At 73.8% G+C, this 21324-nt stretch carries 25 protein-coding genes; 16 read left to right on the forward strand and 9 right to left on the reverse strand.

Annotated elements, in window-relative coordinates; translation table 11 throughout:
• Window positions 1–247 precede the first annotated feature (247 nt).
• From FB157_RS34050 to FB157_RS34075, 6 genes are all read left to right on the forward strand, one after another.
• A complete protein-coding gene (locus FB157_RS34050) occupies window positions 248–2572 on the forward strand; it encodes a lantibiotic dehydratase (RefSeq protein WP_145884533.1) in 2325 nt (774 codons plus the stop codon).
• The gene (locus FB157_RS34055) at window positions 2572–4176 is read left to right on the forward strand and encodes an amino acid adenylation domain-containing protein (protein ID WP_145884534.1); all 1605 of its coding nucleotides are present in this window, start codon (window positions 2572–2574) and stop codon (window positions 4174–4176) included. Before FB157_RS34050 ends, FB157_RS34055 begins: the two co-directional genes overlap by 1 nt.
• Window positions 4173–5219 (forward strand): threonine/serine dehydratase, encoded by a 1047-nt coding sequence (locus FB157_RS34060; protein ID WP_145884535.1) that lies wholly within the window; start codon window positions 4173–4175, stop codon window positions 5217–5219. Before FB157_RS34055 ends, FB157_RS34060 begins: the two co-directional genes overlap by 4 nt.
• Complete coding sequence (locus FB157_RS34065) at window positions 5216–5464, forward strand: acyl carrier protein (protein ID WP_145884536.1); 249 nt, start codon at window positions 5216–5218, stop codon at window positions 5462–5464. The genes FB157_RS34060 and FB157_RS34065 overlap by 4 nt, the downstream gene beginning before the upstream one ends.
• A 96-nt stretch (window positions 5465–5560) precedes the next feature.
• On the forward strand, window positions 5561–7864 hold the full coding sequence (locus FB157_RS34070; protein WP_145884537.1) for a lantibiotic dehydratase: 2304 nt from the start codon (window positions 5561–5563) through the stop codon (window positions 7862–7864).
• 11 nt (window positions 7865–7875) lie between these two features.
• Window positions 7876–8331 (forward strand): DUF5959 family protein, encoded by a 456-nt coding sequence (locus FB157_RS34075; RefSeq protein ID WP_261386713.1) that lies wholly within the window; start codon window positions 7876–7878, stop codon window positions 8329–8331.
• A 37-nt stretch (window positions 8332–8368) separates the two neighbouring features.
• Here FB157_RS34075 and FB157_RS34080 read toward each other — a convergent pair whose 3' ends face one another.
• The 3 genes from FB157_RS34080 to FB157_RS34090 all read right to left on the reverse strand — a co-directional run bounded on the left by FB157_RS34080 (window position 8369) and on the right by FB157_RS34090 (window position 10273).
• A complete protein-coding gene (locus tag FB157_RS34080; RefSeq protein WP_145884538.1) occupies window positions 8369–8989 on the reverse strand; it encodes a hypothetical protein in 621 nt (206 codons plus the stop codon).
• A gap of 45 nt (window positions 8990–9034) precedes the next feature.
• Window positions 9035–9484 carry a hypothetical protein gene (locus FB157_RS34085; protein ID WP_145884539.1) on the reverse strand — a complete coding sequence of 150 codons (450 nt, stop codon included), beginning with the start codon at window positions 9482–9484 and terminating at the stop codon, window positions 9035–9037.
• Between the two features lie 156 nt (window positions 9485–9640).
• Window positions 9641–10273, reverse strand: coding sequence for a type III effector protein (locus tag FB157_RS34090; RefSeq protein ID WP_145884540.1), 633 nt, complete (start codon window positions 10271–10273; stop codon window positions 9641–9643).
• Between the two features lie 129 nt (window positions 10274–10402).
• Between FB157_RS34090 and FB157_RS34095 the strand changes: the two genes are divergently transcribed.
• The 4 genes from FB157_RS34095 to FB157_RS34115 all read left to right on the forward strand — a co-directional run bounded on the left by FB157_RS34095 (window position 10403) and on the right by FB157_RS34115 (window position 13003).
• Complete coding sequence (locus tag FB157_RS34095) at window positions 10403–10834, forward strand: Hsp20/alpha crystallin family protein (RefSeq protein WP_145884541.1); 432 nt, start codon at window positions 10403–10405, stop codon at window positions 10832–10834.
• A gap of 101 nt (window positions 10835–10935) precedes the next feature.
• Window positions 10936–11331, forward strand: coding sequence for a DUF2267 domain-containing protein (locus tag FB157_RS34100; protein ID WP_145884542.1), 396 nt, complete (start codon window positions 10936–10938; stop codon window positions 11329–11331).
• Between the two features lie 59 nt (window positions 11332–11390).
• Complete coding sequence (locus FB157_RS34105; protein WP_145884543.1) at window positions 11391–11834, forward strand: DUF2267 domain-containing protein; 444 nt, start codon at window positions 11391–11393, stop codon at window positions 11832–11834.
• A 530-nt stretch (window positions 11835–12364) separates the two neighbouring features.
• On the forward strand, window positions 12365–13003 hold the full coding sequence (locus FB157_RS34115; RefSeq protein WP_145884544.1) for a carbonic anhydrase: 639 nt from the start codon (window positions 12365–12367) through the stop codon (window positions 13001–13003).
• 220 nt (window positions 13004–13223) lie between these two features.
• Here the strand turns inward: FB157_RS34115 and FB157_RS34120 are convergent, their stop codons facing one another.
• The 3 genes from FB157_RS34120 to FB157_RS48865 form a co-directional block, all read right to left on the reverse strand.
• Entirely contained in the window at window positions 13224–14201 is a 978-nt protein-coding gene (locus FB157_RS34120) for an L-threonylcarbamoyladenylate synthase (protein WP_145884545.1), read from the reverse strand.
• 141 nt (window positions 14202–14342) lie between these two features.
• Window positions 14343–14606, reverse strand: coding sequence for a hypothetical protein (locus FB157_RS48860; protein WP_261386714.1), 264 nt, complete (start codon window positions 14604–14606; stop codon window positions 14343–14345).
• Window positions 14603–14764: a hypothetical protein gene (locus tag FB157_RS48865; RefSeq protein ID WP_261386715.1), complete on the reverse strand. Its 162-nt coding sequence runs from the start codon at window positions 14762–14764 to the stop codon at window positions 14603–14605. Before FB157_RS48865 ends, FB157_RS48860 begins: the two co-directional genes overlap by 4 nt.
• 151 nt (window positions 14765–14915) lie before the next feature.
• On the opposite strand from FB157_RS48865, the gene FB157_RS34130 reads away from it, so the two are divergent.
• The 3 genes from FB157_RS34130 to FB157_RS34140 all read left to right on the forward strand — a co-directional run bounded on the left by FB157_RS34130 (window position 14916) and on the right by FB157_RS34140 (window position 16592).
• A complete protein-coding gene (locus FB157_RS34130) occupies window positions 14916–15413 on the forward strand; it encodes a PadR family transcriptional regulator (protein ID WP_261386716.1) in 498 nt (165 codons plus the stop codon).
• Window positions 15338–15841 (forward strand): molybdenum cofactor biosysynthesis protein, encoded by a 504-nt coding sequence (locus FB157_RS34135; RefSeq protein ID WP_145884546.1) that lies wholly within the window; start codon window positions 15338–15340, stop codon window positions 15839–15841. The genes FB157_RS34130 and FB157_RS34135 overlap by 76 nt, the downstream gene beginning before the upstream one ends.
• A gap of 70 nt (window positions 15842–15911) precedes the next feature.
• Window positions 15912–16592 carry a hypothetical protein gene (locus FB157_RS34140; protein ID WP_145884547.1) on the forward strand — a complete coding sequence of 227 codons (681 nt, stop codon included), beginning with the start codon at window positions 15912–15914 and terminating at the stop codon, window positions 16590–16592.
• Window positions 16593–16610: 18 nt separating this feature from the next.
• Here FB157_RS34140 and FB157_RS47655 read toward each other — a convergent pair whose 3' ends face one another.
• Complete coding sequence (locus FB157_RS47655; protein WP_186581826.1) at window positions 16611–16784, reverse strand: hypothetical protein; 174 nt, start codon at window positions 16782–16784, stop codon at window positions 16611–16613.
• 33 nt (window positions 16785–16817) lie between these two features.
• Between FB157_RS47655 and FB157_RS34145 the strand changes: the two genes are divergently transcribed.
• Window positions 16818–16943 (forward strand): hypothetical protein, encoded by a 126-nt coding sequence (locus tag FB157_RS34145; protein ID WP_385173746.1) that lies wholly within the window; start codon window positions 16818–16820, stop codon window positions 16941–16943.
• 109 nt (window positions 16944–17052) lie between these two features.
• On the opposite strand, the gene FB157_RS34150 is transcribed toward FB157_RS34145, so the two are convergent.
• Complete coding sequence (locus tag FB157_RS34150) at window positions 17053–18216, reverse strand: AI-2E family transporter (RefSeq protein WP_398947696.1); 1164 nt, start codon at window positions 18214–18216, stop codon at window positions 17053–17055.
• A 109-nt stretch (window positions 18217–18325) separates the two neighbouring features.
• A complete protein-coding gene (locus FB157_RS34155) occupies window positions 18326–18745 on the reverse strand; it encodes a DUF2267 domain-containing protein (protein ID WP_145884549.1) in 420 nt (139 codons plus the stop codon).
• A 234-nt stretch (window positions 18746–18979) separates the two neighbouring features.
• On the opposite strand from FB157_RS34155, the gene FB157_RS34160 reads away from it, so the two are divergent.
• The gene (locus FB157_RS34160; RefSeq protein ID WP_145884550.1) at window positions 18980–20707 is read left to right on the forward strand and encodes an enoyl-CoA hydratase-related protein; all 1728 of its coding nucleotides are present in this window, start codon (window positions 18980–18982) and stop codon (window positions 20705–20707) included.
• Window positions 20704–21294 (forward strand): hydrogenase maturation protease, encoded by a 591-nt coding sequence (locus FB157_RS34165; RefSeq protein WP_145884551.1) that lies wholly within the window; start codon window positions 20704–20706, stop codon window positions 21292–21294. The genes FB157_RS34160 and FB157_RS34165 overlap by 4 nt, the downstream gene beginning before the upstream one ends.
• Window positions 21295–21324 lie beyond the last annotated feature (30 nt).

Genomic DNA, 21324 nt, shown 5'->3' on the forward strand with positions numbered 1-21324 from the left:
ATGGGCCGGCCGCAGGTCAGGGGCCGACGAGGTCAGCGTGCCCGCGGCCGCGCACCCCGGGCAGGGACGAACGCGCCGATCCGGTGGCGCGCGTTGCTGCCGGATCTTCTCTGGTGGCGGGTGGCCGTACCGCGGGACGGTGCTGACCGGTCGCGGGGAGCCCGGCACCCGGAACACCCCCGGCGGCGCCTGCCGCCCGGCCGAGCCACGCGATTCCCGCGCACCACTTTCCGGAAGGAGCCACGCGATGTCGGACGAGCACGCACCTGTCCTGCTGCCGGGCGGAGGCTGGCGGCTGTGGGAACAGTTCGCGCTGCGAGGCCCGGGCTTCCCCGCCGACGGCGTCCTGCGCCTCGCCCCGCCCGGACTGGCCGAGGCCGCCGACAAGTTCGGCCCCGACACGGATCTGTCCGGCACCGAGTGGCAGGCCTTCGCCCAGGACGTCTCCGAGGCCGCCGTACGCACCGCCCGCCACCTGCAGGAGATCGCCGCCCAGCCCCGCTTCCAGGCGGCCCTGGCCTGGCAGAACCCGGCCGTGCTGCGTACCGGTATCGCCCCGTTCCTGCGCTGGACGCCGACGGCCGAGGGCCGTAGCAGCATGCCGCGGCAGCGGGAGGAGCTGGTCGCCCACTACTGGCAGCGGTTCTGCGTGAAGAACGACACCATCGGCTTCTTCGGCCCGGTCGGCTGGGGCCGCTGGGACCTGTCCGGCCCGCAGGCCGTCACCGTCGACCCCGGGCAGGGCTTCCTCGCCGCGTCGGAGGTGTACTTCTCCGGCTGGGCGATCGACGCCCTCGCGAAGGTGCTGGCCGAGGACCGGGACCTGATGCGCTGGATCCCGCCCCGCCGGGTGTCCTTCGTACGCGGCGCGGACGGCGCGGTGCGGGTGCCGGGACGGCCGGCCCAGCAGATCGGCGCCGCCGAGCTGGCCGTGCTGGAACTGTGCGACGGCACCCGCCACCCGGACGCGATCGCCGGCGCCCTGGGCATCGATCCGGGCGAGGCGGCCCGGATCGTGGGCGAACTGGTCTCCCGCCGCTGGGTGCACTGGAAGCTGGAGGTCCCCGCCGCCACCCACCCCGACCGCGCCCTGCGCCGCATCCTGGAGCGCGTACCCGACGAGGCGGCCCGCGACCGGGCGCTCGCCAGGCTCGCCGTGCTGGAACGCGGGCGGGACGCCGTACGGGACGCCCGTGCCGACGCCACCGCGCTGACCGCGGCGATCGGCGCCCTGGAAGCCGACTTCGCCGCGCTCACCGACAGCGAGGCCCAGCGCGCCAAGGGCGAACGCACCGCGCCCTGCCGGGGGTTGGTGTACTCCGACGCCCGCCGGGCGGCGACCGCCACGGCCGGCGCCGGACTCCTCGCCCATCTGGAGCCGCTCCAGCTGTGCCTGACCGCCGCCCGCTGGATGACCAACCGCTTCGCCGACGCCATCCGGACCCGCCTGCGCACCGTCCACGACCGGCTGCACGCCGACGGCGCGCCCGTGGACCTCGCCTCCCTGTGGCTGCACACCCTGCCCTCCCCGCACCCGGACGCCGGCGACCTCATCGACACTGTCCAGGCCGAACTGCGCGCCAAGTGGTCGAGGGTCCTCGACCTGCCGCCGGGGGCGCGCCGGGTCCGGCTGTCCACGGCGGAGCTGGCCGAGCGGGTGCGGCAGGAGTTCGACGAACCGGGCGACGGCTGGTCGCTGGCCCGGTACATCAGCCCCGACGTCCTGGTGATGGCCGAGGACGACGAGGCCCTCGCGCGCGGCGACACCGAACTGGTCCTGGGGGAGATGCACTGCGCGCTGAACACGATGGGTGCCTCCCTGTTCGTGTACCAGCACCCCGACCGGGACGTGCTCCTCGCCGAGACCAGCCGCGACTTCCCCGGCCCGCGCCTGCTGCCCGTGCTGCCGAAGGAACTGCCCCTGAAGTGGTCCTCGCGCAGCCGCCCCGCCCTGGACCGGCCCGAGGACCACTACGTCGCCCTCGTCGACCAGACCGGCGACCCGCACCGGCCCCGCACCGTGCTCGGCGCGGACGTCACCGTCGAGGACCGGGCCGGCCGGCTCACCGCCGTCCTGCCCGACGGCACGGCGTACGACCTCCTCGACGTGTACGCCAACACGCTCACCCAGCGCGTCATGGACCGTTTCACCCTGCGCCCGGAGGGCGAGCACACCCCGCGTATCACCGTCGACCGCATGACCGTGGCCCGTGAGACCTGGCAACTCCCCGTCTCCGGAGTGGACTTCGCCGACGAGAAGGCGGAGGCCACCCGCTTCGTCCGCGCCCGGCACTGGCAGCGCCGGCATGAACTGCCCCGGTTCGTCTTCGTCGTCTCCCCGGCCGAACCCCGTCCGTTCTACGTCGACTTCGACAGCCCCGTCTACGTCACCATCCTCGCCAAGGCGGCCCGCAGGCTCGCCCGCAAGGACCCCGGGGCCCGGCTCAAGGTCAGCGAGATGCTGCCCACCCCGGAACAGGCCTGGCTCACCGACGACGAGGGCCGCCGCTACACCTCCGAACTCCGTTTCGTGGCCGTCGACCAGACCGTCGTAGGCACCGGGGAGGCGTGATGCGGACCGTAGCCGACGACATCGACGCCCATGCCCGGCGTCACCCGCGGCGGATCGCGCTCACCACGCCGTCCGGTGACGTGCCCTACGCCCGACTCGCCCAGCACATCGAGGAGACGGCCCGGATCCTGCGGGCCCACGGCGTCGGCCCGGAGACGGTGTGCGCCGTGGCCGTCGGGCACGGCACCCGGGCGGTGGCGGCCATGGCCGCGGTCCTGCGCTGCGGGGCGGCCTTCCTGACGCTCGACGTCGGGCAACCGCGCGACCGGCTGGCCGCGTTCACCCGCAGCGCGGACGCCACCCTGCTGCTGACCACCTCCGGCCTGGCCCCCGCCCTGGGCCTGCGGATGCCGACCGTCCTCCTCGACCAGCCGCACCCGGTGCCCCCGGACCACACACCGCCCGGCCCCGTCGACCCCCGTGCTCTCGCCTACGTCAGCCACACCTCGGGCAGTACCGGGGAGCCGAGTGCCGTACTGGTCGAACACCGCGCCCTGGACGCCTACTTGCGCGACACGGCCTCCGCGTTCGGCCTGGACGAGGACACGGTGGCCCTGCAGACGGCACCCCTCGGGTACGACGCCTCGATCCGGGACACCTTCGCCCCGCTGCTCGCCGGCGCCCGCCTGGTGATCGTCGACCGGGCCCGGCTGCTGCGCCCCGAGGAGTTCGTCCGCACCGTCCGCGAGCACGGCATCACCGCCGTGCTGAGCACCACCCCCTCCTTCCTGTCCCACCTGCTGGGGCAGCAGGGGCCGGGCGAACCGCTGGCGGGCGTCGGCCTGGTGGCGTCCAGCGGGGAATCGCTGCGGCCCTTCCTCGCCGCGGGCGGCCGCTCCCTCGTGCCCGGCTCGCTGGTCAACCAGTACGGCCCGACCGAGTGCACGATGACGACCACCCGGTACGCCGTTCCCGCCCGGCCCGACCCGTCCGCCGACCCGGTGGGCACGCCCCGCGCCGGAGCCGTGATCCGGATCCTGGACGCCGGCCTCGCGCCCGTTGCCGACGGAGCGGTGGGCGACGTGTACATCGGCGGAGCGGGCCTGGCCCGTGGCTACGGCGGGCGGCCGGCCCGTACGGCGGAGTGCTTCGTGCCCGACCCCTACGGTCCGCCCGGCGCCCGCCTCTACCGCACCGGCGACCTGGGTCGGTGGGGACCCGAGGGCCTGCACTACGCCGGCCGCACCGACCGGCAGGTGAAGATACGCGGCTACCGCGTCGACCCGGCCGAGATCGAGGGCGCGCTGCTGGCCCACCCGGCGGTCACCGGAGCCGTGGTCACGCCCCACACCGACGACCGGGGCCGCGCGTATCTCCTCGCCCATGTCACGGGCGAGCTGACCGGCACGACGGACACCGCGCTGCGCGCCCATCTCGCCCGTCTGCTGCCGCCGCACCTGATGCCCCGTCGCTTCGCACGACTCGACACGCTGCCCACCACACGAGGCGGCAAGGCGGACCGCAGGTTCCTTGCCGACACGGGGAGTGCGGGGAGGGCTGGGAGTGCTGGGAGTGCGGGGAGGGCTGGGAGTGCGGGGAGTGCGGGGAGTGCGGGGAGTGCGGGGCGAGTCGGGAGCGTCCGGCGAGTCGGGAGCGCCGGATGACCGCCACCGACGTGCGCCAGGGGGAGGCCGTCCGCCGCCCGGCATCGGCCGAGGTGGGCTCCGCCCTCCCCGCCCGGCCCCCCGGCCCCGCCACCCCGGCCCTCGGCCCGGCCGACCTGCGTGCCGCCGCCGAGCGCATCGCCCCGTACGTCCTCCGCACCCCCTTGCTGCCCGGCCCGGCGACGGCGGTGGACGGCCCGCGTCTGCGGCTGAAGGCCGAACACCTCCAGCCCGCCGGCTCGTTCAAGGTGCGCGGCGCCGCCAACGCCGTCCTCGCGCTGGGTGCCGACCGGGTCGTCACCGGATCCTCCGGCAACCACGGCATCGCGCTGGCCCGGCTCGCCCGCACGCTCGGCATCCGGCTGACGGTGGTCCTGGCGGCGGGCGCGGCTCCCGCGAAGGCCGCCGCCATCCGGGCCCTGGGTGCCCAGACCGTGCGGGTGGGCGGCGGGGTGGCCGAGCGGGAGGAACGCGCCCGCGCCCTGGCCGGGGAGCAGGATGCCGTCCTCATCCCCTCCTCCGACCACCCGCTGGTCGTCGCCGGACAGGGCACGGTCGGCGCGGAAGTGCTCGCCGACGCCCACGACACCCGGACGGTCTATGTCCCGGCGGGCGGCGGCGGACTCCTCGCGGGAGTCTGCCTCGCCGCCGCCGACCACCCGGTGCGTGTGGTCGGCGTCGAGCCGGCGGCCACCCCTCGCTACGCCCGTTCCCTGGCCGCGGGCCATCCGGTCCAGCTGGCACCCAGCACCACCGTGGCGGACGGGCTGCGCGGACAGCGCCCCGGATCCGTTCCCTATCCGATCATCCGAGACCGCGTCGACGACCTGATCGCCGTCGGCGACGCCGAGATCCTCGCCGCCGCGGCCCTGCTGCGCAGGTACGGCATCGACGCCGAACCCAGCGGGGCGGTGGCCCTGGCCGGCGCCCTGCGCGCCGGCCGCCGCGAACGCGCCGTGGCCGTCGTCTCCGGCGGCAACACGCCCGCCCGCCTGCACGACCTGCACCTCACCCACCCTCACCCGAAGGAGCACACGTCATGACCACGAACACCGCCACCAGCACCCTCGACCTGCTCGTCGGCATCTTCCAGGACGTCCTGGCCCTCGCCGACCTCACCGCCGACACCGACTTCTACGAGGCGGGCGGCGACTCGCTCACCGCCTTCCAGATCACCGGCCGACTCCAGGAGGCACTCGGGGTGGACCTCCCGGTCTCCCTGGTCTTCGCCTACCCCACGCCCCGCGACCTGGCCGAGGTCGTGGACACGGACTACGGCGCCGCCTGACGGCCCCGGGGTGCGGTCGCCGGGTCGCACCCCTCAAGGCAAGGAAGGCCGGAAAGGCCAGGACAGTCCACCCCGTTCGTCGAGGAGAGCCCTGCCATGACCGAAGACCTCGTGCCGTCCCTCGGCCGCTGGCGGCTGTGGGAGCAGTTCGCCCTGCGCGGACCGGGCTTCCCCGCCGACGGTGTGCTGCGCCTCGCCCCGCCCGGACTGGCCGAGGCCGCCGACAAGTTCGCCGCCGGTGACGCCCTGGACGGCGCCCGCTGGGCGGACTTCGCCCACCTCTTCGCCGAGGGCGCCGTGGAGACCGCCCACATCCTGCAGAACATCGCCCGCGTCCCCGCCTTCCGGGAGGCGGTCGCCTGGCAGAACCCGACCGTGCTGCGTACCGGTATCGCCCCGTTCCTGCGCTGGACGCCGACGGCCGAGGGCCGTAGCAGCATGCCGCGGCAGCGGGAGGAGCTGGTCGCCCACTACTGGCAGCGGTTCTGCGTGAAGAACGACACCATCGGCTTCTTCGGCCCGGTCGGCTGGGGTCGCTGGGACCCGGGCGCACCGGGCGTCACGCTCGACACCGGGCACGGCCTGATCGCCGACTCGACCGTCTACTGGGCCAGTTGGGGAATCGACGCGCTGGCGAAGACCCTGGACGCCGACCCCGCCCTGCGCGAGTGGATCGCACCCCGGCGCGTGCCCTTCGTCGCCCTGGACGGGGACGGGGACGGGTGCCGGGTCAGGGTGCCGGGGCGACGCCCGGTGCCCCTCCCGGCCGACGCCGCGGCCGTCCTCGCCCGCTGCGACGGCACCCGCCCGGCCCGGCACATCGCCGCCGAACTGCCGGACACGGATGTGCCCGCCGTCCTGGACGACCTGGTCGCCCGCCGCTGGGTGGTGTGGCGGCTGGAGGTACCCGCCGACACCCACCCGGACCGCGCCCTGCGCTCCTGGCTGGCGTCCGTCGGGGCACCCGAGCCGCGCCGCCGGGGCCTCGCGGCCCTGGACCGGCTGGAGGAGGGCCGCGCCCGCGTCGCGGCGGCCCGGGACGTCGACGAGCTGGTCGAGGCCATGACCGGCCTGGAGCGCACGTTCGTGGAGCTGACCGACACCCCCGCCGTGCGCGAGAAGTCCGCGTCGACCGCCCCGTGCCGGGCGCTGGTGTACTCCGACACACGCCGGGCAGCCACCGTCCGCATCGGCCCGGCCGTGCTCGACGCCCTGCGCCCGCTGCGGCCCCTCATGGACAGCGCCGGCTGGCTCACCTCCCGCCTCGCCGAGACGGTGACGGCCGAGGCGCAGCAGGTGTACACACGGCTGGCCGCCGAGGGTCCGGTCGACCTGGCGTCCTTCTGGTTCGCGTGCCTGCCCGTACTGCACGGCCCGGCGCGCACCGCGGCCGTCGAACTCCAGCGGGAGTTTGCCGAGCGCTGGCAGCGCGTTCTTGCCGTGCCGGCCGGGGCCCGCCGCGTGGACGTACGACTGGCCGACATCGAGGCCCGGGTCGGAGAGGAGTTCGGGACGACGGGCGGCGGCTGGACGGCCGCCCGCTATCTCAGCCCGGACGTGATGCTGGCCGCCGACGGCGCCGAGTCGGTCGCGCGCGGCGACTTCACCCTCGTCCTCGGTGAACTCCACGTCGCCGCCAACACGTTGGGCGCCTCGCTCTTCACCCACCAACACCCCGACCCGGACGAACTGCTCCGCCTCACCGACCGCGACCACCCCGGCCCGCGCCTCATGCCCCTGATCCCGAAGGAGCACCGCTCCCGCCTCTCGGCCAGGATCCGCCACACCCTCGTACGGCCCGAGGACCATCAGGTGGCCCTGGCCGACTTCACCGCGGACCCGGCCAGGCCCCGCACCGTCCGCAGCGCCGACGCCACCGTGGAGGAGCGCGACGGCGGACTCGTCGTCCGGCTCCCGGACGGCTCGGCATTCCCTGCGACGGACGTCTTCTCCCACGTCCTGACGACCTTGGCGATGGACCTGTTCCGGATCCTCCCGGACAGGGACCACCACTCGCCCCGGGTGAGCGTGGACCGCCTGGTGGTCGCCCGGGAAACCTGGCGGGTGGCCGCCGCCCGGGCGGAGTTCGCCGACGACAAGGACGAGGCCCGCCGCTTCGTCCGCGCCCGCCACTGGCGGACCGAACTGGGCCTGCCCCGCTTCGTGTTCGTCGTCTCCGCGACCGAATCCCGGCCGTTCTACGTCGACTTCGACAGCCCCGTCTACGTCACCATCCTCGCCAAGGCCCTGCGTCGCCTGGCCCGCAAGGACCCGGAAGGCACCGTCACGATCACCGAGATGCTGCCCACCCCCGAACAGACCTGGCTCGCCGACGACGAGGGCCGGCGCTACACCTCGGAGCTGAGGTTCGTCGCCTTCGACACCGAGCCCAGGCCGTAGTGTTCGACCACATGCACGAGCCGGGAGGTGTCTTCATGGTCGAGGAGCCGATCGACCTGATCCGCCTGGAGGACGGGGGCAACAGTGTCGTCCTGCGGGTCACCGGGAAGGAGACGGGAAGGCATCCCGGCGAAACCGACGTCCTGGCCGGGGAGTTCCAGGTCGACACAGGCTTCGTCCGTGGCAGCCTGGAGACCTGGCTCTTCCCGGAGGACCTGCGGCAGTGGCAGCAGGCCCTGGACATGCTCGACGCCGGACAGGACGCCGCGTGGCGTGAGGGCACCCGCGCCCCATGGCTGTTCATCGAACGAGTCGAGGACGACGACCGGTGCCGAGTCACGATCAGGGACGACTCGATGTCCCTGACGACAGTGACCGTGGCCGTCCCGTTGCCCGACGCCTGGTTCGACGAGGCGTACGACCGCCTCGACCGGGTCTGGAAGACCTGGCGTCTGAACGAGGACTGAGCCGGGGGCGGACGAGGCCGCCGTCACGCAGAGCGGGCTACCCGTGCTGCGAGGGCGGCACGGGGCCCGCGAACGGGGGCAGCTGCCGGAAGCGCTCGTCGAGGGTGGCCGTCGGCGTGATGCGGTGCAGTGCGGCTCGCACCCGGGTGAGGGGGTGGTCGGGGAAGAGCGTGTCCCACTGCTCGTCGTCGGCGACGTGAGACGGCAGTCCGCCGAACTGACCGCCGGCGGAGTACGGGTGGGGACGGAAGTAGGCCTCGGGCCCCACCTGGGCCATCACCGTGGCCTCGCGCATCCCGGTCATCGCGCCCTCCGCGGCCTGCACCTTCAGGACCGTGCTGCAGCCGCCCTTCGGTACGGTCCACGAGCCGAGGAACACCTGCCCGTGCGGCCCGGCCGGCCGGGGCACCTTCACCAGCTGACGGACCGCCGGGACGCCGTGCACGGTGCCGGGCACCGCCTCGATGAGCCCGCCGCCGGCCTGTGCCACGCCCGCCGCGAGCCTGGTCCGCAGGTGTTCGAACTCGTGCAGCGGGGCGGGCAGATCGGGGACGAGAGGAAAGAAGTGGACCGACAGGACGAGTCCCGCCGCATCCGTCCACACGCCGGGCTCACGCTCGGTGAAGCCGGTCAGATCCAGGCCGGTGATCGGAGTCATGGTGATCATCATGCCGGGTTCGGAGGACCCGCCGGCGGCCGGGGCTCAGTCGTCCTCCTCCTCGTCGAAGGTCTCGAAGTCCGCGAACTCGGCCGGGTCGTCGTCCTCGTCCAGGACACACAGGCCGGCCGTGCCGTGCCTCCCGCGCTGCCAGGCGGGCAGCGTGTCGATCAGGCCCTGTTCCAGCGGCGGCCCCTGGTCCGCGTGCCGGGGCCAGAAGACGAGCGGCCAGTCGTCGGGTCGGTCGCCCTCGGTGAGCCGGCCAGGTGGTCGCCGTCGATGGAGTCGGCGATAGGCAGGAAACCGCCGGGCGCCGGAAAGGTGGCGAGGGGATACCGCTCCGGGTGACCGGACTTCAGCGACTCGTAGGCCTCGAACGCCTCGTCCGCGAAGGCGGTGAAGCGCGGCGCCGTCGTGCGCAGCGGCTCCGGGAACCGCAGCCAACCGCTCCAGCAGCCGCTGCCGTACGTGGGGTATCGCCGAGATGAGCGCCAAGGCCGCGAGTAGTTGATCTTGGGGTCGTCAGGAGGCCGGCCACCACCCGTTCGGCCCAGTGTCGTTGGTGGTGATGTTGACCGTCATCCGGGGCCTGGGGTGGGTCCACCTGGGGGCGGGGCTGACCGGGCTGTTGTTGCGGTGCGCCGGGCGGGGTCAGGGGGGTGTGAGGGTGTCGAGCCGGGCGGCGAGGTCGGGGTGGGCGGCGGCCAGATGGGGGCGGGCGGCGGCCAGGGGGGCGATGAGGTCGGCGGGGTCGTCGTGGGCGAGGGCCGCGTGGAGCTCGCTGATCGGGCGGCGGGCGGCGGGGGGCAGGTCGGTGAGTGCGGTGATCTGGCCGGCGAGGCGGCGCAGGTCAGCCGCGTTGCGGCGGGCCCAGGCGGCGGCGGTGCGGTCAGCGGCCCGGGCCCGTCGGGTGGCCGTCACACGTTCTTCGCCGGTGGTCCCGGCGGGGCCGGGACGGCCGCGCAGGTAGCGGCGCTCCGCGGCTTGGCGGCTGGCGACGCCGAGGGGGTGGGCGAGGTCGGCCCAGCTGGCGCCGGCGTCGCGTGCGGTTTCGATCAGGCCGGTTTCCCATCCGGCGAGCTGCTCGCGGACCTGCCGCAGCAGCATCAGGGAGGCCAGCGCCTGCTCCGGCCTGGGACCGGGGGTATCGGGGATGCCCTTGGACTCTTGCTGGGCGACGCGCAAGGCGTCGTCTATGGCGTCAAGGGCCGCCGCGGCGGCAAGGAACGACGCCGGGCTGTGGGCGTCGGTGCTGGGCGAGGACGGCTGGTCGGCCGGATTCACGGGCACCTCCCTCGGGCTTGTCATCAGGCAGACGACATCATGTTTGTCATCCATTGGATGACATGTTACAACGGTGTCAGTGAGGCGCATTGGCAGTAACTGCCTGAACCTGCTGGAGGTGTTTTCACGATGTTGATGCGCACCGACCCCTTCCGTGAGCTGGACCGGCTGGCGCAGCAGCTGATGGGCCCGGGTACCTGGTCGAGGCCGTCGGCGATGCCGATGGACGCCTACCGTGAGGGCGACGAGTACGTGGTGGCCTTCGACCTGCCGGGCGTCACGCCGGACGCGATCGACATCGACGTCGAGCGGAACATGCTGACCGTCAAGGCCGAGCGGCGGCCGGTGGCGAAGGCCGACGACGTGCAGATGGAGCTGTCCGAGCGGCCGCTGGGCGTCTTCTCCCGCCAGATCGTGCTCGCCGACACCCTCGACACCGAGCACATCAAGGCCGACTACGACGCGGGCGTGCTCACCCTGCGCATCCCGATCGCCGAGCGCGCCAAGCCCCGCAAGATCTCCATCGGCGTCGGGACCGGCCACAAGGAGATCTCCGGCTGACACCGGCCGGACAGGTGCGGAGGACGGGCACCTGATCTCCCCCTCACCCGCCCTCCGCACCCCCTACGGGCAGTCCGAAGAAGTAAGGGGTGGCGGTCGAGATGACTCTGCGACGCGAAGCGTTCCTCGACCACGTCAAGGAACGCGGCGAGTACGGCACTGCGGAGGAAGCCGAGCGTGTGGCCCGGGTGGTGCTCGCCCTGCTCGGCGCGCACCTGGTCGGCGAAGTCCGCGCCCAGCTCGCAGCCCGCCTGCCGGAGGACTTCGCCCTGATCCTGCTCAACCCGCTGCAGAGCGCCGAACCGCTGCCCCCGGACCGGTTCGTCCGGGCGACCGCAGCCTGGATCGAGGGCGCCACCGAGCAGACCGCGACCTGGGACGTCAGCGCCGTCCTGTCCACGGTCGCCGACACCGCCGGCGACGACCTGCTGGGGCAGATCCTGCTCCAGCTCCCCGCCGGCTACGACCTCCTCTTCGGCCGCCCCCAGCCCACCTGACCAGCGGTACCGCACACCGGCACCGCTCCACCCCGGCTTCACGAAAGGCATGCACCACAGTGATCACCGACGTGCGCGTACCGTCTGAGCACCAGCAGCCGTACGGGACGGCGTACGAGCAGATGCTGGAGAAGGTCCGCTACGAAGGCGCCTACCCCACCCGTGAGAAAGCAGAGGAAGCCGTCCGCCTGGTCCTTGCCGGGCTGGGACGCCAGCTGACCGGCGACGAACGCGTCGACCTGGCCGCCCGCCTGCCCCTGGAGGCCGCACGCCTCCTGACCGCGCAGATCCCCGACACCCAGCCGCTAACCGGATGGGCCTTCGTCAAGGACCTCGCCGCCCGCTCCGGCGCCTCCCTGGCCACCACCCGCTGGGACACCGGCTCCGTCTTCGCAGCCGTCGCCGCCCACGCCGGCCCCGACCTCATCACCCGCATCCTCCACCAGCTCCCCACCGGCTACGCGCTGCTGTTCGGCCAAGCCGAACTCAACCCGGCCGCGTAAACGGGCACCCGGCGCCCGGCGGGCCGCGACAAAGGACCTCCGGTCAAGCTGGGTGAAGTCCCCGATCACTCAGATCGGGGACTTCCGCTTTCCGCCCGCCCGACATGTAGCTGTGCGTGATGACCGTCGCAGGCTGCGATTCTCATAAACGACCGGTTGCGAGAGTTCTGCGAGACGCCCGGAGGCGATCACGTTTCCGCAGGTCGCCGCTCGCGGAAGTCCTCTCAGAACCTGAGTGTTGTGCGAGACAGTTCCGACAGACTTCCCGGGTGGATCTGACGCCCGATCAAGCCGCAAACGCGGTAGAACGAAACGACTGCCCGAAGTGTGAAGCCCCGGCCGGCAGTCCCTGCCGCAGCCGCGGCGGGAAGACCGCGACGAAGTACCACACGGGGATCACTCGCCGTCCCCTCCGTCCCGGGCCTGCGTCAGCAGCTGGGCCGCACCCAGGCCGTCAGCGTGGCCCGACCCGACGGGCATCGGCGGGACCAGGCGGTGCGACGGTTGGTGCCGGGTTCTAGGCTGCGGGTATGAGCGAGACCAAGACCCCGACGCCCCGCGAGGCCTTCGAGCTGTTGCTGGCCGGTAACCAGCGCTTCGTCGCGGGATCCCCTGAACACCCGAACCAGGACGCCGCGCGCCGTGCCGAGATCGCACCGTCCCAGCGGCCCTTCGCCGTGCTGTTCGGGTGCTCCGACTCCCGGCTGGCCGCCGAGATCATCTTCGACCGCGGCCTGGGCGACCTGTTCGTGGTGCGCACGGCGGGCCACGTCGTGGGGGCGGAGGTGCTGGGCAGCATCGAGTTCGGCGTGGAGGTGCTCGGCTGCCCGCTGGTCGTGGTCCTCGGCCACGACTCGTGCGGCGCGGTCGGCGCCGCGTGCTCCGCCTTGGAGAACGGTATGACGCCGGCCGGTTACATCCGGGACGTCGTCGAGCGGGTGACCCCCAGCGTGCTGGCCGCGCGGGCCGCCGGACAGGTCGAGCCGCAGGAGGTCCTCGCCGAGCACATAAGGCACACCGCCGACCTGCTGCTGGACCGCTCCCGGGTCCTCGCCGACAAGGTCGCCGCCGGGCAGGCCGCCGTGGTGGGCCTGCGCTACCGCCTGGCCGACGGCAGCGCGCAACTCGTCGCCTCCCGCGGCCTCGATGCGCAGGTCCCGACGTCCTGACTGCCCCCGCCGTGGCTGCTCAGCGTGATTTGCCGTAGTCGCAGGGACCTGGCGCGGGCCGCGGGCTGCGAGGTGTGCCGGGGATGGGGAACGGTCGTCACCGACGACTGGCGGCACGAGCTGTGCCCGGCCTGCCAGACCGGCAGCGCTCAGCCGAATCCGTCACGAACGGGCCTGGCCTCCGCTCCCGAGAGCAATAAGGGCACGGCGCCGATGCTGGTCACACGGTGGACCGGGGACCCGCAGCGCGGCGGAGCCGGTTGGCGATCGCCAGTCCCAGCCCCTCCTCCGCCGGCAGGGACGCGACGATGAGGTCGCACCCCTGCTGGTCGAGCTCGCGCAGGAACCCGTACAGCCCGCGCGCGTAGGCGTCCATCGAGGCAGGGACTGCCACCACGGCGTGGGCCTTCACCGGAGCGTCGGCGAAGGAGGCAGGCAGAAAGACGCCCACCCGGTGCCCCAGCTCCTGAGCGAGTTCCGCTTCGGCGACGACCTTCTCGGGCTCGACGAGGACGACCCGCGCACGCGGTGCGTAGTGGGAGGGATGCTGGCCCGGCACCCGAACCGGGCTGGTCGAGGGGACCGTGAGCGGGTGGCCCAGCACCGCTTCGAGGTCCTCGAGTGTCACCCCGCCGGGACGCAGGATGCTCAAGGTCTCGCCGGTGGCGTCGACGATGGTGGACTCGACACCGACCTCGCAGGGGCCGCCGTCCAGCACGAAGTCGACGGCGTCGCCGAGCTCGGCACGGACGTCGTCCGCGGTGGTGGGGCTGACCTGGCCGAAGCGGTTCGCGGACGGAGCCGTGACACCGCCGCCGAAGGCCGCCAGCAGCGCGAGGGCGACGGGATGATCAGGCACGCGCACAGCGACCGTCTCCAGGCCGCCAGTCGCTTCCAGCGGCACACGGGGACCGCGCCGCAGGACCAGCGTGAGGGGCCCCGGCCAGAAGCGCTCGGCCAGCAGGCGCGCCGCCTGGGGCACGTCCTGGACCCAGTCGTCCAGATGCTCCGCGCCGCCGATGTGGACGATCAGCGGGTGGGAGGGCGGACGTCCCTTGACCTGGAAGATGCGCGAGACCGCGGCGGGGTCCTCGGCGTTGGCGCCCAGTCCGTAGACGGTCTCGGTCGGGAGGGCCACCAGGCCGCCGGCGCGCAGCACACCGGCCGCCTTCTCGATGTCACTGGTTCTTGCCGTCACCCTCGCAATTCTAGGAGCACAAAGGCCGGCATCGGTCGTGATCAATCTCAGGGCCAATAACGGATGACGGCCGCCCTGGCCGCCCTCCCCACTGCCTCAGATCAACTACTGGCGGCCTTGGCGCTCATCTCGGCGACACCCCTACGTCTCCATCAGCCGCACGTACTCCCCGGGAAACCGCGTGCCCAACTGCTCGAACAGCCCTTCCCAGGTGCCGTCGCCGAGCCGTGCCCCGGCCGGTGGCGGAGTCGGCAGGCGCAGCGCGTCCAGTCCCGTACCGGTCTCCAGGGCGACCCGGCGCTCCGCCTCGGTGAGCCGGGGCGGGACGGGGACGGGCGGGGTCCACGGTCCGGCGGTGGCGAGGAAGGCGGTGCGCGCGAAGGTGCCGGGCAGAGGGCCCGTCAACGGTCCCGGTGGGGAGGGGAGTTCCCAGCTGTCGCGGACGGTGTGACGGAGATACCGGTGAGCGTGAGGTCGTACCGGTGCCAGGCGAGCAGTCCGCTGCCGGGCACGGGCCCCTGGTGGGTGACGACCACGGTCCACTCGTCGGGGTCGTCGGACACCGAGGTGTCCCAGAACAGCGTGTCGGAGCCCCGGCTGCAGCCCCAGGCCGACGGGCACGGGAGCGGGCGGGTGTGCGGCGTCCGGCTCGGCGAACCCGGCCAGGTCCACGGGCACGTGCGTCCTCCGGGTGGTCATCGGAGGGGCAGGTCGGTGCCGCACGCGCAGGTGTACGCGCAGTGCGAACGGCTGCTCGCGGCCGGGCTGCTGGCCCAGGTGCGCCAGGAGAGCGGGCGCAACCGCCGGGTGCTGACGCTGACGGACGGCGGCCGGCGAGCCCTGCGGCAGTGGCTCTCCGACCGCGGGTTCGTGCCCGTGGAAGCCCGCGAGCGCGGCATCCTCAAACTCTGGTTCGGGTCCGCCCGGAGCTGCTCGTACCCGTCCAACTCGCGGAACACGAGACCGCCTTGGGGGAGTGCGAGGCACGTCGACTGGTCCTCCGGACCCGCCCTCAGCCTGGTCGCCATGGTGGCCGGCCTGCTGACCGCCGGGGCGAGCGGCCGTTTCCTGCTGAAGGCGGATGCCACCGGCGGCCGGGCGGCGGGCAGCGCCTGGCAAGGAACTAGGCTCGGAGCGTGCCCCCTGTGGAAATCGTCCAGCTGCTGGTCTCGCCCGCTCACCGGTTCGAGGGCCGTCCGGGCGACGGCCTGACCGAGCTGCCGCCCGAGGACCTGGTGAAGAGCGCCGAAGTCCGCTCGGGACTGGGCATCGTCGGGGACCGGTACTTCAACCATCCCGCCCACCGCAACGCGTCGATCACCCTCATGGCCGTCGAACGACTGCCGCAACAGGGCCCGGGCGAGGCGGGCCTGCTGCGCACACGCCGTAACGTCCTGCTGCGCGGCGTGGACATCGACGCGTACATCGGCTCGACGGTCTTCATCGACTGCGGCACCGGACCCGCTGACCTGGAGGTGCGCAGCGCTGCCCGGCCCTGCGCCTGGATGGACACCACGCTGGGACCCGGAGCGCAGCGGGCGCTGCGCGGCGGCGGGGGAGTGCGCTGCCGGCCGCTGACCGACGGGATCCTGACCGTGGGACCCGCAGTGTTCGGGGTGCGGGAAGCACCGGAGACGTAGGCGAACCAGGCAGGGCGGATGAGTACGACGACTCAGGCGTTGCTCTGCGGAGATCATGAAGCCTGAGGGCATGACAAGCCCCTCACCCGGCCACTCGCCGATCCCCCCGCTCCCGTACCCCGCCCGGGCGCCGCAGCCCACACCCCAGCCCGCGCCGCCCCGGCCGCGCCGTCGGCTGCTCGTGGGCGCGGTGGCGCTGGTCCTCGTCGCCGCGTGCGCCGTGGCCGCCCTCTGGTGGAGCAGGGGTGGGAAGAACGACCCGCTTGCGGGCCGTCCCCGGGTCACCGACACGCGCGCCGGGCTCACCTACGCCGTGCCGGAGGGCTGGAAGCACGACGCGGCCAAGGACAAGGACCTGATCGACGCCTTCTCCTCGACGATGAGCAGAACCTCCGGCGCGGCGTCCTCGGGCGGCGGGACCGTACTGGCCGGGCGGGCCGGACAGGCCGTACCGCGTGCCGAGCTGCGCCGGGCGGCCGAGAGCGCAGCCCGCTCCAACGCCGAGTTCTTCTACCCCGACCGGCCGGTCACCCTGGAGGAGTCGCACCCGACCGAGGTGGACGGCCGGCCCGCCCACACGGCCGTCCTGGGGATCCGCAACGGCCAGGACGGCACCGCCCGCCTGGAGATGACCCTGGTGACCGTCGACGGCGCGCGCACCGCCTTCCTCCTCGGGGTCGCCACGGACGAGTCCGACACACAGACCACGGCGGACATCCACGCGGTCGTCGCCGACGCCACCGTCAACTGACGGCACCGGCCACCGGGATCAGCAGCCGGAGGAGACCAACCGCCCTTCGCCGGCACCGGTCTTCACCCAGGCCGCCTCACGGAGCAGCCGCAGTCCGCTGAGGCCGGCGACGACCGTCGAACCCTCGTGGCCGAGGACACCGAGCGGCAGCGGCAGGGTGGCCGCGATGTCCCGGCTGGGCCGGCCCGACACCCCGGACCCGGACCGCCCGGCGGGCCGGCCGCCGTGAGGGTGGTGGTCACCGGCCGCTGTGCGCCGGGCGCCGACGGGCTGGTCTTCGACCGGCTGGTGAACGGCGGGACCGTGACCGGGCCGGAGATCCACGGCCTCGTCGCGGCGGCCCTGCGCTGAGCCCTACGACGACCACGACGCGGGCTCACGCGGTCCGGCCCGGAAGCACCCGTCTCCCCCGCAGGCGGCGGCATTCCTCAGGATCGAAGGGGAGTTGTCGTGCCCGCGGTCAGGGCGGCACCGCCCGCACCGCGCGCAGTACCGCCCAGACGACCGAGATGAGCGGGACGGCGACGACGGCTCCGATCACCCCCGCGACGATGCTGCCCGCGATGACGGACACGGCGACGACGAGCGGGTGCAGCCGGACCGCCCAGCTCATCACCAGCGGGTGCAGCACATGCCCTTCGAGCTGGCCGATGACGACGATGAGCACGAGCACCGCCGCGGCCGTCAGCGGCCCGCGCCCGGCGAGCGCGATGATCGTGGCCACGCCGAGCGCGACCGGTGAGCCCACCAGGGGCACGAACGTGGCGAAGAACTCCAGCAGCGTCAGCGGCAGCGCGAGCGGCACCCGTAGCACGAGCAGCGCGATGCCGACGAGCACGGCGTTGGTGGCCGCCACGATGATGATCCCGCGCGTGTACCCGGCGAAGGTGCGCCAGGCGGCACTCCCCGCCCGGTCCCAGGCCGGCCGGGCAGTGCCCGGCAGCAGCTGGTCGCGCGCCCAGCGCCACATGCGCTCGCCGGAATGCATGAAGAAGGCGGAGGCGAACAGCGCGAGCGCGGCGCCCGTGACCACCTCGACCACCCTGCCCAGTCCCGACAGGGCGCTGCTGAGCAGGCTGGCCCGGTGCGCGGAGACGTAGTCGGTCACCTGGCGCTGCAGATCGGAGAGCCGGCCGGGGCTGAGCCGGAACGGCGGACGCTGCAGCCACAGTTCGATGCGGTGGATGCCGCCCCGGAACTCGCCGGCCAGCCTGGCCGACTCGCTCGCCACCGCGTTGCCCACGAGCGCCAGCAGGCCGAGCAGGATCAGCAGGCTGCCGACGAGTGCGAGGGCGACGCTCACCGGCCTCGACAGGACGCGGTCGAGGAAATCGACGATGGGGCGCAGCACCGAGGTGACGACGAGGGCGAGGAACAGGGCGACGGCGATGAGCTGGAAGCGGCCGAGGATGCTGAAGACGCCGTAGACGACGATGCCGACGAGGATGAGGCGCCAGGCGTAGGCCGCGGCGATCCGCAGCCATGGCACCGTGCGCCCGCCGGCCGGGCCGTCCGGCTCGGACCGGGCGACCGCCGGGAGCCGCACGGAGTGCGCCGGCCGGCTGCCGAGTACCACCGCACCGGAGCGACGTCCGCCGCCCGTCCGCCGACCCGCACCGCCCACCAGGCCTCCCGCCTCCTCCTCGCACCCGCATCCCGACTGCCGGGCACATTCAGAGAACGGTAAGGGCTGGCCGGAGAACGGGGCGGCGCAACGCGCGGTAACGAGGACTTCACAACCCGTGGGCGCGCTCCACGGGCAGCAGCTCCCTGATGTCCGCCGGCAGCGCCCCCGCGATCCGCTCGGTCAGCTCCGGAGCCAGGGCGGCGTCCAGCACCTCCAGTACGGCCGCGGCGTCGCGCAGGGCCGTGTCCTCGTCGGTGCCGGCCCGGTCGGCGATCCGTCCGGCGAAGACGGGCAGCCCGAACCGCTCACCCGCGGTGCCCGAGTCGGCGCCGCCCGACGTGTCCGCCGCCAGCCGCATGTCGGCCGCCAGATCCGGCGGCAGCTGAGCGGCCACATGGCGGGCGAGCCCGGACGGCAGCCGTTCCGAGAGCGTGCTCACCACGGCGTGCGTCGCCCGCTCGGCCGCCCCCCGGTCGGGCAGCTGGGCGAGTGCCTGCACCTTTCCGATGATCTCGTCGTGATGCATGAGGCCGGTTCCTTCCTCACGCCATGGGATCACTTCCAGCGTGGGGGCGGGCCCGTCGGGGGCCCGGCCCGTCCTTCCATCGTGCCGCCGGGGCACGGCCCTCGCATCCGCGCCCGCGCGGCCCGGCGGACCGCCCCGAACACGATCCGGATGGACGAAGAGGCCCCGCCGCGGCGAACGAAACGCCGCAGGGGTTCTTCACGGCTCCCCCAAGAGGGACGAACATGCCATGTCATGGACATTTTGCTCGTGGCCAGCGCGTTCAACAGCCTCTCCCAGCGGCTGTACGCCGAACTCTCCGACCTGGGACACCGCGTGGACGTCGTACTCGCCACGCACGGCACGGACCCGGTCCGTGCCGCCGTACAAGAACTGCGCCCGGACCTGGTCGTCGCGCCGATGCTGAAGACGGCCCTGCCGGAGGACGTCTGGCGGGAGCGGACCTGCCTCATCGTGCATCCGGGGCCGCCCGGCGACCGCGGCCCGTCCGCGCTGGACTGGGCCATCGCCGACGGGGCGCCACGCTGGGGCGTGACGGTGCTCCAGGCCGAGGCGGCCATGGACGCCGGGGACATCTGGGCCGCGGAGCCGTTCCCCGTGCCGTCCGTCGGCAAGAGCGACCTGTACCGCAACGAGGCCTCCGACGCCGCCGTGGCCGCCGTCCTGCTCGCCGTACGCAGGTTCGCCGACGCCTCGTTCAAACCGCGCCCGCAGACCGGCGACCCCGACACCTCCCAGGCCCCCGTGCACGTCGTGTGGCGCGACTCCTTCCGGCAGGATCGGCGGCGGATCGACTGGGCGCGCGACAGCACCGAGACCGTGCTGCGCAAGCTCCGCGGCGCCGACTCGCAGCCCGGCGTCCTGGACGAACTCCTCGGCCACGAGGTGTTCCTGCACGGCGGGCACCCCGAGGACCGGCTGCGCGGCCGCCCCGGCGAACTCATCGCGACCCGGGCGGGCGCGGTCTGCCGGGCCACCCGGGACGGCGCCGTGTGGATCCCGGAACTGCGCCCGCGCAAGAACTCGGGCGACCCGGCGCCCTTCCGCCGCCCCGCCGCCTCCGTGCTCGCCTCGCTCACCGGCACGCTCGGACTCCCGGAAGCCGGCGTCCCGGTCGAACTGTCCCCGCGCCGCCGCACCTGGACCGACATCCGCTACCGGCAGCGCGGCGGCGTCGGCTTCCTCGGCTTCTCCTTCCCGGGCGGAGCGATGAGCACCGACCAGTGCCGCAGACTGCTCGCGGCCTACCGGTACGCGCAGGCCCGCCCCACCTCCGTCCTGGTGCTCGGCGGCGCCCGCGACTTCTTCTCCAACGGCATCCACCTGAACGTCATCGAGGCCTCCGCCGACCCGGCCGAGGAGTCCTGGACCAACCTCACCGCCATGGACGACCTCGTGGAGGCCGTGCTGCGCACCACCGACCGGCTGGTGGTGGCCGCGCTCGCCGGCAACGCGGCCGCCGGCGGCGCCATGCTCGCCCTCGCCGCCGACCAGGTCTGGTGCCGTACCGGTGCCGTCCTCAACCCGCACTACCGGCGGATGGGCCTGTACGGATCCGAGTTCTGGACGTACTCGCTGCCGCGCCGTGCCGGGGCCGACACCGCCCACCGGCTGACGGAGGAGGCCCTTCCGCTGAGCGCCGCGTCGGCCGCGCGGCTCGGGCTGGCGGACCGGCTCGTGCCCACCGGGCCGGGGGAGTTCGCCGCCGAGGTCGAGCGACTGGCCGCCGCCCTCGCAGCGGACCCGGACCTCGGGCGGCGCATCGCCGCCAAGGCCGCGGCACGCCACGCGGACGAGCAGGTACGGCCGCTCGCGGACCACCGGCGGGACGAACTCGCCCGGATGTACGCCATCTTCTTCGATCCCACGGCCCCGTACCACGCCCTGCGCTCGGCCTTCGTCCGCAAGAAGCCCACCGGCGACGCCCGCCCCCTCGCGCCGGCCGTCGGAGCCGTCAGGTGAGCCCCGCACGGTCCCCGCTGCTCGTCGCGGGCGTCGGCAACATCTTCCTCGGCGACGACGCGTTCGGCCCCGAGGTGATCCGTGCCCTCGACCGGCGCCCGCTGCCGCCCGAGGCGCGGGTGCGGGACTTCGGCATCCGCGGCATGGACCTCGCCTACGCGCTGCTGGACGGCTGCGCCACCGCCGTCCTGGTCGACGCGGCCCCGCGCGGACACAGCCCCGGCACCCTCACCCTGGTCGAGGCGGAACCGCCCGACGGCAACGCCGTGCCCGAGGCGCACGGCATGGACCCGCAGAAGGTGCTGGCCCTGGCCGCGCACCTGGGTGACGAGCCGCTGCCCAGGGTCCTGGTCCTGGCCTGCGAGCCCGGCGTCCTGCCGAGCGGCGACGAGGACATCCTGCCCGGGATCAGCGCACCCGTGCGGGAGGCGGTCGACCGGGCCGTGGACGCGCTGCACACCCTGGTCCCCGTACTGCTGGCCGACCCCGCCGCACCCGCACCGCCGTTGGGCCGCACGATGGAATCCGGGCCCCCGCACGCGGCTGCGCTGCCCGGACTCGCGGCCGACGGAGCCGAAGATCGGTGAGACCCCGTGCCGTACCTGACACGGCCGGGG

It is taken from the genome of Streptomyces sp. BK340 (genome assembly GCF_007827595.1).
GTDB lineage: Bacteria > Actinomycetota > Actinomycetes > Streptomycetales > Streptomycetaceae > Streptomyces.